12 protein-coding genes are annotated in these 12,730 nt (G+C 61.6%); 5 read left to right on the top strand and 7 right to left on the bottom strand.

Features of this window, described 5'->3' with window-relative positions:
• Positions 1–241 precede the first annotated feature (241 nt).
• Positions 242–838, top strand: a complete 597-nt coding sequence (locus AB3X94_RS38150; protein WP_176110718.1) for a TetR/AcrR family transcriptional regulator — start codon at positions 242–244, stop codon at positions 836–838.
• Positions 839–946: 108 nt separating this feature from the next.
• Here the strand turns inward: AB3X94_RS38150 and AB3X94_RS38145 are convergent, their stop codons facing one another.
• On the bottom strand, positions 947–1,177 hold the full coding sequence (locus AB3X94_RS38145; protein ID WP_176110719.1) for a hypothetical protein: 231 nt from the start codon (positions 1,175–1,177) through the stop codon (positions 947–949).
• Positions 1,178–1,434: 257 nt separating this feature from the next.
• Here AB3X94_RS38145 and AB3X94_RS38140 point away from each other — a divergent pair, with 257 nt between their 5' ends.
• Both AB3X94_RS38140 and AB3X94_RS38135 read left to right on the top strand, forming a co-directional pair.
• A complete protein-coding gene (locus tag AB3X94_RS38140; protein WP_176110720.1) occupies positions 1,435–1,752 on the top strand; it encodes a hypothetical protein in 318 nt (105 codons plus the stop codon).
• 213 nt (positions 1,753–1,965) lie between these two features.
• Positions 1,966–3,546, top strand: a complete 1,581-nt coding sequence (locus tag AB3X94_RS38135; protein WP_176110721.1) for a response regulator — start codon at positions 1,966–1,968, stop codon at positions 3,544–3,546.
• 39 nt (positions 3,547–3,585) lie between these two features.
• Here AB3X94_RS38135 and AB3X94_RS38130 read toward each other — a convergent pair whose 3' ends face one another.
• The 3 genes from AB3X94_RS38130 to AB3X94_RS38120 all read right to left on the bottom strand — a co-directional run bounded on the left by AB3X94_RS38130 (position 3,586) and on the right by AB3X94_RS38120 (position 8,106).
• Positions 3,586–6,408: an ATP-binding protein gene (locus tag AB3X94_RS38130; RefSeq protein ID WP_176110722.1), complete on the bottom strand. Its 2,823-nt coding sequence runs from the start codon at positions 6,406–6,408 to the stop codon at positions 3,586–3,588.
• Positions 6,405–7,538, bottom strand: coding sequence for a substrate-binding domain-containing protein (locus AB3X94_RS38125; protein WP_368614246.1), 1,134 nt, complete (start codon positions 7,536–7,538; stop codon positions 6,405–6,407). Before AB3X94_RS38125 ends, AB3X94_RS38130 begins: the two co-directional genes overlap by 4 nt.
• A gap of 259 nt (positions 7,539–7,797) precedes the next feature.
• Positions 7,798–8,106 carry a hypothetical protein gene (locus AB3X94_RS38120; RefSeq protein WP_176110724.1) on the bottom strand — a complete coding sequence of 103 codons (309 nt, stop codon included), beginning with the start codon at positions 8,104–8,106 and terminating at the stop codon, positions 7,798–7,800.
• 309 nt (positions 8,107–8,415) lie between these two features.
• Here AB3X94_RS38120 and AB3X94_RS38115 point away from each other — a divergent pair, with 309 nt between their 5' ends.
• A complete protein-coding gene (locus AB3X94_RS38115; protein ID WP_368614245.1) occupies positions 8,416–9,840 on the top strand; it encodes a homospermidine synthase in 1,425 nt (474 codons plus the stop codon).
• 25 nt (positions 9,841–9,865) lie between these two features.
• Entirely contained in the window at positions 9,866–11,176 is a 1,311-nt protein-coding gene (locus tag AB3X94_RS38110) for an NAD(P)/FAD-dependent oxidoreductase (protein WP_368614244.1), read from the top strand.
• A 63-nt stretch (positions 11,177–11,239) separates the two neighbouring features.
• Here the strand turns inward: AB3X94_RS38110 and AB3X94_RS38105 are convergent, their stop codons facing one another.
• The 3 genes from AB3X94_RS38105 to AB3X94_RS38095 all read right to left on the bottom strand — a co-directional run bounded on the left by AB3X94_RS38105 (position 11,240) and on the right by AB3X94_RS38095 (position 12,506).
• The gene (locus tag AB3X94_RS38105; RefSeq protein WP_368614243.1) at positions 11,240–11,707 is read right to left on the bottom strand and encodes a PRC-barrel domain-containing protein; all 468 of its coding nucleotides are present in this window, start codon (positions 11,705–11,707) and stop codon (positions 11,240–11,242) included.
• Positions 11,708–11,770: 63 nt separating this feature from the next.
• Positions 11,771–12,112, bottom strand: a complete 342-nt coding sequence (locus AB3X94_RS38100; protein ID WP_176110728.1) for a cupin domain-containing protein — start codon at positions 12,110–12,112, stop codon at positions 11,771–11,773.
• A gap of 10 nt (positions 12,113–12,122) precedes the next feature.
• Entirely contained in the window at positions 12,123–12,506 is a 384-nt protein-coding gene (locus tag AB3X94_RS38095; RefSeq protein ID WP_176110729.1) for a hypothetical protein, read from the bottom strand.
• Positions 12,507–12,730 lie beyond the last annotated feature (224 nt).

Genomic DNA, 12,730 nt, shown 5'->3' with positions numbered 1-12,730 from the left:
GAGAACCGATGGGATCGAACAGTAGCATCGTCCAAACTGAATGTAAACCGTCTACCCGGTTTGTTTTTATGCCGCCCGCGGCGGTACAATTCCCGAAATACGGCGACTGCCCCCTTGCGGTAACGGGTTGGGGGTGGTGTGCCGACACGCATTCGCCACGCCGGGTGCCCACCCAATACCATCGCGACGCGACAGCAATCGGGCCAGCAACGCCTCGGTTGCGACGTCATCAATATCGACAATGGACAACCAGACCCGCTCGGAGATATCCCGCAAGAAAGCAATTGATGCCGCTCTCGTCATACTGACCCGGGAAGGAGTGGGCGGACTGACGTTCGATTCCTTGTCGCGCGAAAGCGGCATCAGCAAGGGCGGACTGTTGCATCAATTCCGCACCAGGCAAGGCGTGCTTGGTGCGTTACTCGAGTATCAGCGGCAACAGTTCGAGCAGATTGCTCGTGACTATGTGGCAAAGGAGGGCGCGTCGAAAGCCGAACCGACCCTGGCGGCCCAGATCGCCATTTACCGGGAGTCGGTCAATCAGCCGCACTCCGTCGCACGGGCCGTGCTTGCGGCGATTATCGAGAGCCCGAACCTGCTGGACGGAATGAAGACGTCGGACGAAGCGAAAATGAAGGCGTTGCACGACGAGGCGGCAGACGCGGATTTGTCGTTGCTGCGCTACTTTGCCGCCAGTGGCCTCGCGTTTCACTCGCTGCTGGGCATGTCGCCGCTGGATGATACGGTCCGTAATCGTCTATTCGATCGGCTTCTTGACGAAGAAAAATGGCACGGTCCTCGCGCGCAAGGAAAAGGTCGCAAACGATCTGCCGGATGAACTGGCGGTCGGACCCGCTCATGCGATCAAAGGGGGTTTCCCCTGGCGCTTGTGAGGCAAGGCTTGCCGGCAGATCCGTAGAACTCTTCGAACCTCGCCGCTCGCCTCTCAATGCACGATGCCGAAGAACAGGATCGCACCTTCGGCTGGCGTCAGGCCCGCCTTGAAGTAGCCTTCGAGCCGGTCGGCTGTCGCCTCGTCGAGTGTGAACGGCGGGTGGATGTAGCCCACGGCGAATACATAGTCGTACCAGTCGCTGAGCCACCGGCGCAGTTGGATCACGTCCTGCGGGCCGATGAGTTTTTCGACCTGAGAACGCAGCGATATGTTGCCCACCATGATTTCCCCCCTCGATGCACGATGCGTCGATGCTATGGCGATCGGCGAGTGCGTCCTATCGGCACCGGCGGAATGTCGTCTCAGGAAGGGCTGGTTTTAGCCGTCAGGATTTGCTCCATCGGAATCGGCATGGCCTAAGGGTTTCCTGACACGCGAATCAGGATGTGTCACCCTGGTTTTCCAGCTTGCACTGAATGCGATACGACTTCTGCTCATAGATGATGAGGTATCGAAATGCAATGTCGAATTGATGGATCATGATGGGCTATCTGTCGGAGCGGGAGAACGTCGTCGAACAAATCGACTCGATATGTCTACGACTATTCGACACGTGGTGCGAGGCGCGCAGCGTGAAATCGCTCGCATATTTGATGCACTGCTGGCCGCTGATCGACAGCACGCCCAACGCGCTCAAACGGCTGGGCGAAACGATGCGCGAATTGCGTCGCAATCACGCGGAGCAGATCAGCGAGTATGACTTTCGCGCGCTGTGCGAAGTAGCCGACCTGATCGACGAACTGACCGAGCCTCGCGCAGTCCGGCTGCTGGCCGTGGTGGGCGAGGCGGCGCAATAGCGAGCCGCAACGCAGCAAAAAACGCAGAAGAACGGAGCAAAGCGTGCGAGCGGCGAGAGGCGAGCAGCGTGCGGCGGCAGTGAGGCCGCGGTGCAGCTGTTTCATCGGACGTTTCAAAACCGTCGAGCGCGCGATAGACCAGGCTCTGACATCGAGTGCAGAATAGGACAGCCTGCAACTCGTTGAGCGGTCTCGGAAAGGGAACACCGCATCATGAGCCATTTCGCCACCCCGGTCGCGCAGACCGGCACTATTCTGATAGTCGACGATACGCCGGGCAATCTCGGCGTAGTTGTCGACAGTCTCGAAGCGCGAGGCATACGCGTGCTGGTGGCGCTCGACGGTATCGAAGCGTTGGAGCGCGCGGTCTTCTCGCAGCCCGATGTGATCCTGCTCGACGTGAAGATGCCGGGCATCGACGGCTTCGAGACCTGTCGACGCCTCAAGCTCGATGAGCGCACGCGTGATATTCCCGTCCTGTTCATGACGTCGCTGACGGGCAACGAGGACCGCGTCGAAGGTTTTCTTGCAGGTGGCGTCGACTATGTGACCAAGCCGTTGCGCGTCGACGAGATGGTCGCGCGCGTCGGCGTGCATCTCGAGCTGCGGGTGATGCATAAGCGGGTTCTCGCGCAAAACCGGCAACTGCTGGCGGAAGTGGCCATGCGCAAGGAAACGGAGGCTGCGTTATCGCAAGCGCGCGACGATCTCGAGCGGCGTGTTGCGTTGCGTACGGAAGAACTGGCGCGCGCGAACGCGTGCTTGCAGGCAAGCGAGGCCCGCTTTCGCGCGATTGTCGAAACGAGCCCGGTGCCGCTGTGCATCACCTCGATGCCTGACGGGCACATCCTGTACACGAATCAGCCGCTGCGCGAACTCTTCGGCATGGACGAACGCTTGTCCGCCAATATCGCGGATTTCTACGCCGACCGCGGGGAGCGCGAGCGTCTGATCGAGCATCTGCGCAAGGAGGGCAGCTTGCGCGATAGGGAGATACAGTTCCGGCGTGCGGACGGTACACGGTTCTGGGCGATGGCGACGGCGCGCGTCGCGACTTATGACGATGCTCCCGCGATCTATGTCGGCCTGAACGACATTACGGGTCGCAAGCAGATGGAACAGGAACTCGTCGAATCGCGCGAGCAGCAGCGCGAACTGTCCGCGTATATGGAGGCGATCCGCGAGGAAGAGAGAAAGCGCATTGCGATGGAGATTCACGACGAACTGGGCCAATTGCTGACTGCGCTCAAGATGGACGTGTCGTTGCTCAAGATGCGCATAGCGCACGACGCGGAAGCGTCGAAGAAAGCCGATGATATGCGGCAACTGGTCGAAGGCACGATCTCGATGGTGCGCAATGTCGCGAGCCATTTGCGGCCTGCCGCGCTCAACTTCGGAATCGTGTCTGCGCTCGAATGGCTTGTCGAGGAGTTCAACCGCCGCCATGCGATTGCGTGTGAATTGCGCATCGAAGGCGGCGACCCCGCGTTGTCCGACGCCCATGCGACGGCCCTGTTTCGCATCGCACAGGCGTCGCTGACGAACGTCGCGCGGCACGCCGACGCCACACATGTCGAGGTGACGCTTGTTTCGACAGCGGCGGAGCTCCTGCTGCAGGTGCGTGACGACGGCCGAGGCTTCGATCAGCAAGTCGTGAGGCGCGACTATTCATATGGCCTGCTCGGCATGAACGAGCGCGCGCGGCTGATCGGCGGATCGCTTTCAATCGACAGCGCGCCCGGCGCGGGCACCATGGTTTCGATTCACATTCCGCTCGATGCTGTTGGAAGGTAAGGCCAAGCGATTCACGTTCCGCGGCGCAAATCATCGGATTTATCTTCCTTCCAGATATTGCTCGACGAAATTGAGAATCGACTTGGACCGGTAAGCCTTCGCCAACCTGAGGAGGTGGTCCGCGAAGGGTCGATAGCGCTCGTCGAGCTCGGTCAAGTGTTGCGCGTGTTGCGCAATGGCACGCATATCGCCGAGTCGCGCGAGGTAATGCAGCGCTTGAATTTCCTCCGGCGGGGGCGCCTTCAAGTCGTCGGGAAGAGGCGCGACGGCGGGTACAGCAGATGGTCCCGCTTCAGTGACTTGCGCCTCTGAAGCTGCATCGATCCACTCGACATTCAGGAGCGCCGCGACGACGGACAATAGCTGGCCGAAGTCGATCGGTTTGGCCAGAAAGGCATTTGCGCCGGCCTCCAGACTTTGCGCCGCATCGGTTCTCGACGCGCGTGCGGAGACTGCGACGATCGGGAGGTCCCGGAACTCGGCCATCTGGCGCAAGCGACGCGTGGCTTCGAGGCCGTCCGTCCCGGGCATGACCACGTCCATCAGGACGAGCGCAGGATGCAGGGATTCGATTTTCTCCATTGCTTCAGATCCATTACCCGCCTGCGCCATGTCGAATCCGAGCGGACCGAGCATATCGACCATCACGGCACGGTTCTCCGCTACGTCATCCACAACGAGGATAGTCTTGCGCGGCCCTCTGTAGCCGCTCACGATCCGTTCGGGCGTGGCGACAGCGGCGCAAGGCGCTACCACCTCGACGTCCAGCTCGATCGAAAAGGCGCTGCCTATATCGCGGCGACTTTCGACATGGATCTCGCCTCCCATCAGGCGCACGAGTTGCCGGCTAATGGCTAGCCCGAGGCCCGTACCGCCAAAGCGATGATGGTCCTCGCTGACCTGCTCGAAAGGACTGAAGATTTCCTCCAGACGCCCTTGATCTATGCCGATGCCGGTGTCGCGGACTTCAAAACATAGTCGCGTCGGCGGTGTGAAAGCGACGCGCAGACGCACGCTTCCCTGCTCGGTAAATCTGATCGCGTTCGACAGCAGGTTGAGCAGCGCCTGGCGCAACCGTATTTCGTCCGCCCGCACACACGCGGGCAGATCCGGCGGCATCTCGCAAACGAAGGCCAGACCTTTTTCCGTAGCCTTCACCCGTATCGTCTCGGCGATAAAAGAGACGAACTGTTCGAGCGGGACGTCGGACAGATTGAGTTCCATTCTCCCGGCCTCGATTTTGGCGATATCCAGGATGTCGTCGATGAGCGTAAGCAGGTGTTCGCCGCTGCGCTGGATCACTGCAAGTCCGTCGAGCTGGTGCTGATCGAGGGTCGTGTCGCGCTTGAGGATTTGCGCGTACCCAAGAATTCCGTTGAGTGGCGTGCGCAGTTCGTGGCTCATGTGTGCCAGAAACTGACTCTTCGCCTGATTGGCCGCATCGGCACGCTCCTTGGCAACGGCTAGTTCCGCTGTCCGCTCGCGAATCATGTCTTCGAGGTGCTCGCGATAGCGCCGCAACTCCGCTTCGGCATGCTTTTGCTCCGTGATATCACGCGAGATACCGAGCAGGAACCGGGGCTCGCCGCGCACATCGACGATCGGGATCTTCATCGTGTGCACGAGGCGAAGTCCATGGCGCGTATGAACCGGCTCCTCCGGTATGTCGATCATTTGCCGCGACTCCAGCACCTCGCGATCCTTCAGCGCGAAGAAATTGGCCTCGTCGACGGGAAACAGGTCGTGGACGGAGCGGCCGAGGAACTCCTCGCGCCGGTAGCCGAGAAGTTGCTCCGTCGCCTTGTTCAAGCGCACGAAATGGAAGGTCTCGGCCTCCTTGACGAAGACCATGTCCGGGATGTTTTCGATGATGCTGTTAAGAAAGTTCTCGCTTTCCCGAAGCGCATCTTCGGCGTGCTGACGTTCGGCGATTTCGGCGGCCTGACCCGCGAGCGCCGTACTGAGTTCCGCCGTCCGCTGGGCGACGCGTGCCTCGAGTCCGGCGTTGAGCTCTTTTAGCGCCTGCTCGGCCTGGCGGCGTTGGCGTCGGTCTTCGAGGAACTGCTCGACAGCACGCGCCATATCGGCAATCTCGTCGCCGCCGTGCACGGGGACGCCAGCTTGCGCGTTCCCGGCATCGCCATGTCGCAGAAAATGGCTGACGCGGCGCAGGCGCGCCACCACATGGCGCCCGAGGAATTCGCGGGCGATTAGCCAGGTGAGCAACAGGCTGACAGCGAGTCCGCCTGCCACCCATTTACGGGTGCGATCTGCGCGAGCGGCCAGATCCTGGACTGCTTCGCGGTATTCGCTCGTCAAATCATCCGACTGCCGGTGCGCCGCGGCGGCGAGCGCGTCGGCCGCGCCGCGCAGATCCGCGTCGAGGCTGGCCAGCGACACGCCTGCCGGTTGCACCGACGCCGAGGCACCCCGGCGGGCGAGCGCGGTCTCGCGCACCTGCGCCTCGATGTTGACGATGTTGCGAAAGCGTTGGCTCGACCGATAAAGTGTCAGCGGGTCGACACCTGGGTCTTCGCTCGTGGTCGCCGAGGCCAGCCGGCTAACCAGGCCGTCGAAGGATGCCAACTGTTCGAGCACCTGCCGATGCGTCTCGCGCACGGCTTCAACCGTATCGTCGCTAGACAGCTGCAAGGCGAGGCGTTCGATCGTCAGCGTGTGCTGCACGAGATCCTGCGCATCCACGAGGCGGGCGAGCCGCTGTTCGGCCAGCTGACGGATCGAGTAGGCCGAAGTGGCCAACGAGTAGATCGACGTGGCGCCGATCACGACCACCAGCGCGGCAAGGCACGAGGCGACGAGCGCAAACTGAGCGGTCAGCGATTGTGGGAATGGCAGTTTCACGGGCGTTGCCAGATCCTACGATAAATGTCGCGATAGCCGTTGTCAGGATCGTAGAGCAGGTGATCGCCGCCGTCAGCGGCGATGTTGTCCGCCGTGACGAGATGCACGGGGCTCACGTAACCCGTTACGCCTTCTCCGGCGAAAAGCCGGTTCAGTTCGTCGACCAACTGCCAGCCGTGCAGATTCAGGGGTTCGGCGACGGTCCCCGTCTGGAACGTACCCGTGCGGATGCGCAGGAAGGCGGACTCGCTGCCGTCGCCGGCCGACAGCATGATCATTGCGGCGTTTGGTATTCCCGCCTGCGTCAATACCGGCACGGCGTAGTCGAAGTAGATGTCGTTTATCCCCAGCGCACAGGTCCAGCGCGGGCCGTAACGCGCGAGCAGGGCACGTGTCGCTTCTGGCACCAGCTTCTCGCTGCGCGAGATCGCCACGTCGCGCACTTCAAGCAGGGTACAGCCACTGCACTTGCGAACGACAGCAGCCATTGCGTCCGCCTTTTCCTGTGCGATCCGGAAACCGGTATCGGAGAAGATGACGACGCCCGCATGTCCGGCAGACTGCACGACGGCCGCGAGCGCGGTCACCCGTGCAACCTCGAGCGGATCCGTCGAGACGTTCATCGCGACGGGCGTGCCTGGCACGGGTCCGGCCCGCGCCGCCACGTGCCAGCCGACGATCGGGATGTTGCTGTCGGCAAACTGCCGCAGTGCGGGGAGCAGCGCATGTGCGTCGCCCCCGGCGAGGATCAGACCGTCGGGGTGGCCTGCCAGCGCATTCGCGAGCATCTTCAGACGGAGCTCGGCCGTACCGCCGGAATCGAAGATCCTGACGCGCCAGCCTATGACCTTGGCCGCCTCCAGCACACCATCGACCACCCCGAGGATGCCGCCGTTGCGCAAATCCTCGGCGACCACGGCGATATGCTTTCCGGATTGCGCGCGCGGGCCATTGCGCGGCCCGCTCCAGGGCGCAGCGGGTCGCGAAGCGGCGTCGACCACTCGCTTCGCCATGGCCAGAAAGTCCGTCGCGGCGACCGGCGCTGAAGTCGAAGGGGCAGGTAATAAATCCTGCGCCGTGGCCGCCGACAGCTCGCACGCGCATGCCAATGCCAGAAGGAAGCCTCTCATGCTGTCCCTCCACGGGGCTCCGTCGAGTTCGATTGGTGTCGCCCAAGCCGCTCGCGGAGCATTTGCTGGTTAGCATATTACAACCCGATTCCCGCGTGGCATGGGTCATGCGCCGGCGCGCAACATCACGCTGCCGCTGGATGCGCACGAACGGGCGAGAAGTCTCGGCATCGACCTTCCCGAGTTGCGCGGAGGCCTTGCACGCCTCACGCGACGGCTCGCCGGCCTTCAGCAAAAGGGTCCGCGCCAGCTGGAGCCATCAAACGTCATGGCGCGTGTCGGGCTGCGCGACCTCGTCGCGCAGCCTGCGTCTTTGAGAAGGTGTCGACAACATCGAATCGACATAGGTGTGCGCCCGATTTTCTCCATACTTGAACGCCTCCCGCTCAGTCAGAAAATCGAACTGCTCAGGAAAGCTGACCCGTTCCTGTTGCGGATTGCCGGGCAATCTCACGGTCCATGACACGCGATAGCGGCGATATTTACCGCCGAGCCAATGCGTCTTCGATAGCGAGACGTTTACCTCGATATTGCAGCCGCGATACAGCGCGTATTCCTGAATGGACATCGCTTTTCTCCCGCAACTGAACGGGTCGCGCCGTTCGGCCGCGAAAAGCGCGCAGCCCATGGCTGTCTCCGTTATGCGTTTCGTATTGACGATGCATCTTTAGCAACCCGCGTTCCCGGCGAACCGGCGCGGCCGTATGCGCACGCGAGCCTCGCCGCTCGCGAGGGTTGCGACGGAGGCGGGCAGCGGCATGCGGAATGCGGAATACGGAATGCGGAATGCTGGCGGGTTGGTACGGACCGACACGATGGATCACAAAGACCGGGCCGAGAACAGGCGCATACCGAAGCGCTGTGGCTGGGAGCAGAGATGAGCGCGCAGGTGAATTGGACAAAGCACGCCGTTTGTCACGGCAATATCGTGATCATTGGACTAGGAAGCATCGCGAGTTCGCTGCTACCGATACTTTTCAGGCACATCGATGTTTGCCCGAAACACGTGACCGTGTTTTGCCCGCCCGGCAACGATACGGCGATCGCTCGCGAATGCGGGCTGAGCGTCGTCGAGCAGGCGCTGTCGGAGAACAACTTCGAGGCGCTGCTCGCTGGCTACGTCAAAAGAGGCGACCTCGTGCTGAATCTGTCAGTGAACGTGTCGAGCGAATCGCTCGTGCGTTTCTGCTGGTCTCGTGGCGCGCTGTATCTCGACACATCCATCGAGCCATGGGAAGGAGAGTCGACCGATCCCGATCGTTCCGCCTCCAGGCGCAGCAACTATGCGCTTCGCGAAGCTTTGCTGGCCTTTCGCCTCGACAAGCGCGACGGTCCGACCGCCGTTCTCACGCAAGGCGCGAACCCCGGACTGGCTTCGGCGTTCGTAAAACAGGCGCTGCTCGATATGGCCTCCAACAGCGGCATCGAGGCAACAGCGCTGCGCAGCTACGAGGACTGGGCTGCGCTCGCACACCGGCTGAACATCAAGGCGATTCACGTAGCGGAGCGGGACTTCCAGGTCGCCAAATGCCGCAAGGCGCGAAACGAATTCGTCAATACGTGGTCCGTCGACGCTTTCGTGGAAGAGGGCATGCAGCCGGCGGAACTTGGATGGGGTACGCATGAACGGCATTGGCCTGCGGACGCGCGTCGGCACGGATTCGGCAGTGATGCGGCGATCTACCTGCAACGCCCGGGACTCGCGACCCGCGTACGCAGTTGGACGCCGCTCGCCGGTAGTTATCATGGGTTCCTCATTACGCACGGAGAGTCGATCTCCATCGCCGACCATCTGACACTTCGCAAGGATGGCGAAGTGATCTACCGTCCGACGGTGCACTATGCTTATCGGCCCTGCGACGATGCATTTCTTTCGATCGACGAGTTCGCCGGACGAGGCTGGCGCCTGCAGGACCAAAAGCGGATCATGCGCGATGAGATCGTCGATGGCGCCGACGAACTCGGCGTGCTGTTGATGGGAAACGACAACGGAGTCTACTGGTACGGCTCCCGTCTGACCACGCCGCAAGCCCGTCGACTCGCGCCGCATAACGACGCAACGAGCCTGCAGGTGGTGGCCGGCATCCTGGCCGGCATCGTATGGGCGCTCGGGAATCCGGACGCCGGCGTAGTCGAGCCGGACGACATCGACTATCAAACCGTGATGCGGGTCGCGCGACCCTATCTGGGCGAGATGATTGGCGTCTATGATTCATGGACGCCGCTCGCGCAACGCTCGCTCCTTTACGATTCGCCGTGCGACGACGATCCCTGGCAATTTCTCAACATACGCGTTCCATAGCGGGCAGACCTTCGGAGACCGGCTTATGTCGTCACTGTTGAACAAGGAACAGGGCGTTGTCGAGGACTCGTATTACGAGGCGAGCGTCACCCGTGCGCAGCCTCATCCTCCATTGCAGGAGAAACTCAACGCGGACGTGTGCGTGATCGGCGCTGGCTATGCGGGGCTTTCGTGCGCGCTGGAGCTGGCCGAGCGTGGCTTCGACGTGGCATTGCTGGAGGCGCAGCGCATCGGCTGGGGGGCGTCTGGGCGTAACGGTGGGCACGCGATTGTCGGCTTCGGCGACGAGGGTGAAGATGCAATCGAGCACCAATGTTCCCGCGAGGTCGCGCGAAGGGCGTGGGACGTGTCGTTGGAGGGTATGCGACTGTTGGAAGATCGGCTTGTGCGCTTCGGCATCGATTGCCATTATCGGCGCGGATATCTGACGCTTGCCGTCAGCGATCGGAAGGCGGAACAACTGATGAACTGGGTGCGGCGCACGCGCGACAGGTACGACTACCCGCTCGAATGGCTGGGCCGCACGGCGCTTGACGCTCATATAGCGTCGCAGCGGTTCGCCGCGGGCGTGTACGACGCCGGGTCGGGCCATCTTCATCCGCTTCTCTATTGCCTTGGTCTGGGCGAGGCGGCGCGTCGCGCGGGCGTCAGGATTTTCGAGAATTCCGCCGTGTCGCGGCTAGATCGGGGCGCTCGGCCTGTGGTGAAGACAGCCGAGGGAGAGGTGTCGTGTGACCGTGTGGTAATGGCTGGAAACGTTTATCTGGGAGAGTTCGGCGATCATCCCGCGCCGGAGATCGAGGCCCGCATCATGCCCGTGGGCACCTACATGATCGCGACGGAACCGCTTACCAGCGCGCGGGCGGACGCGCTGATGCCGGGCCGCGCCGCGGCGTCCGACAACAATCTGATACTCGATTACTTCCGGCTGAGCGCGGATCACCGTTTGCTGTTCGGTGCAGGCGAAACGTATGACGCCACCACACCGCGCAATCTGATCGACCGTATGCGCAGACGCATGACGGGCGTTTTTCCGCAACTCGCCGACGTGAACATCGAATATGCATGGGGCGGCTTTGTCGACGTCACGATGAACCGCGCGCCGGATCTCGGTCGTATCGGCGACAACCTCTACTATGTGCAAGGCTTCTCCGGACATGGGCTGGTGTTCGCGGGAATGGCCGGCAAGATTCTGGCGGACGCGATCGGCGGCGATGCGTCCCGCTTCGACGTATTCAGCCGCATCAGGCATCGACGGTTCCCGGGCGGCAAGAGGCTACGCACACAGGCTTTGGTTCTGGGCATGTGGTATTACAAGCTCCGTGAACTCATCTGACCGGCGCATGTGATGGGGCCGGTGCCCGCTGATGTTCGCGGGCAGCCGCCTCCGCTTATGTCCTCATACGTCCATCGGACCAAGCGGCATGTCTCCGGTGTCAGGCGCCGACCAGTATGGTCGCCGGTTGTAGTACTTATGCAACTCGGTTCCCCATGCTGGATCTGCCATGGACGGCCAATGATCCTTGTCGAACCCTGGGTCGTCCTTGATCCGTTGCGCGGTGATGTCGACACGGAAGCATTTTTCCGCCGTGTCGAGAGTGAGTGCATTCCACGGAATCGCGTGCAGCGTGTCGCCCATACCGAGGAAACCTCCTTCCGACAGGACGGCGTAGGCGACGCGACCACCCCGGACGTCGAGCATGATGTCGGAAATCTTGCCGACATGTTCGCCGTCGGTGGTGATTACCTTGTTGCCGTCCAGTGTGTCGGCGGACATCACATCCGGCCCCGGTCCTTCTCCTACGCCACCGCCAACTATCCGCGCGCCCGCTTCGCCGGTCGTTCGATGTGGATCAAGCCTGGTCATGATGTCCTCCCTCGTTTCTGATGGTATCAGCGGGGTCGCAACCGCCATGCCCGCCCAAACGAGCTAGTCGGCAGGTGAGTCGCAGCGGACCGTCGTGGCGTTGGTTCTTTCTACCGTCAGATTGATCGAGCGTTCCGTGGCAGGACGGGTACGGTGGCGCATGCCGGCTGGAACCGTGAGCATTTGGCCTCGCCGCAACTCGACCTGGCCGTCGTCGAAGTCAATGATCAATGTTCCGTCGATCGCGATGAACGTTTCGTCGGAGTCGGGATGGATATGCCAAAAATATGGCGCATTCATCACGCTAATATGGACGTCGTGATCATTGACGGTCGTCAGGACTTCATTTCGGTAACCGTCGCAAGCGGTATCTATCGTGGTGAGAAATTCGACTGGTTCGATCATCCATCTCTCCCTACTGGATCGGCGGCACGACGCCGAGTTTTTCGGCCAGCATTCTTTCGTAGACGCCGAAGTGCAGATCGACCTCTTCCTGCGTCACCACCGTCACGAAGACATTGATCTGGTCCAGCTGCAAACCCAACACCGTGGCGATCGCCGCTTCCAGCTGCGGCGCGCAAAGCCGATCGTCCGGGAAAGTGGTGCCGACAGAGATTTCGTAAGCCGATTCCTGCCGGAATACCACTTCGACCAGCCGCGCGCGGGCGCTCATATTGTTGTCGATCGCCAGCCGGATGACTTCGGCCGCCGAGCGCATCGTCTCGCTTGGAAAACCTTTCGTTGAGCGCAACCGGATTCGGTGCCGCCCAAGGGTGAGCCAGTCATGTTCGAATTCCATGAAGACCTCGCACGGTTCGTCGGAGTGTCGTAAAAATAGTGCTCACTGGGCCGAATTCAAGAACAAAATTTTGCGCTACCCACCTTGAAATTTTCTCCGTGCATACTATTCTAAATTCCGCTCAGGCAGTCGCGCCGGCCATGCGGCGCGCTGCGTGTTTCGATTTGTTTGCCGCAGCCCGGCAGACGGACTGGAGCGCGTAGGCCGGTTCGTTTCCGTGCTGC

The organism is Paraburkholderia sp. BR10923, from assembly GCF_040948765.1.
GTDB lineage: Bacteria > Pseudomonadota > Gammaproteobacteria > Burkholderiales > Burkholderiaceae > Paraburkholderia > Paraburkholderia youngii.
The sequence above is the reverse complement of the archived record's forward strand: the minus strand, read 5'-3'. Positions and strand labels throughout refer to the sequence as shown.

Coding starts and splice junctions, on each gene's coding strand:
- AB3X94_RS38150 (WP_176110718.1), top strand. CDS start 242: ATGGACAACCAGACCCGCTCGGAGATATCCCGCAAGAAAGCAATTGAT.
- AB3X94_RS38145 (WP_176110719.1), bottom strand. CDS start 1,177: ATGGTGGGCAACATATCGCTGCGTTCTCAGGTCGAAAAACTCATCGGC.
- AB3X94_RS38140 (WP_176110720.1), top strand. CDS start 1,435: ATGATGGGCTATCTGTCGGAGCGGGAGAACGTCGTCGAACAAATCGAC.
- AB3X94_RS38135 (WP_176110721.1), top strand. CDS start 1,966: ATGAGCCATTTCGCCACCCCGGTCGCGCAGACCGGCACTATTCTGATA.
- AB3X94_RS38125 (WP_368614246.1), bottom strand. CDS start 7,538: ATGAGAGGCTTCCTTCTGGCATTGGCATGCGCGTGCGAGCTGTCGGCG.
- AB3X94_RS38120 (WP_176110724.1), bottom strand. CDS start 8,106: ATGTCCATTCAGGAATACGCGCTGTATCGCGGCTGCAATATCGAGGTA.
- AB3X94_RS38115 (WP_368614245.1), top strand. CDS start 8,416: ATGAGCGCGCAGGTGAATTGGACAAAGCACGCCGTTTGTCACGGCAAT.
- AB3X94_RS38110 (WP_368614244.1), top strand. CDS start 9,866: ATGTCGTCACTGTTGAACAAGGAACAGGGCGTTGTCGAGGACTCGTAT.
- AB3X94_RS38105 (WP_368614243.1), bottom strand. CDS start 11,707: ATGACCAGGCTTGATCCACATCGAACGACCGGCGAAGCGGGCGCGCGG.
- AB3X94_RS38100 (WP_176110728.1), bottom strand. CDS start 12,112: ATGATCGAACCAGTCGAATTTCTCACCACGATAGATACCGCTTGCGAC.
- AB3X94_RS38095 (WP_176110729.1), bottom strand. CDS start 12,506: ATGGAATTCGAACATGACTGGCTCACCCTTGGGCGGCACCGAATCCGG.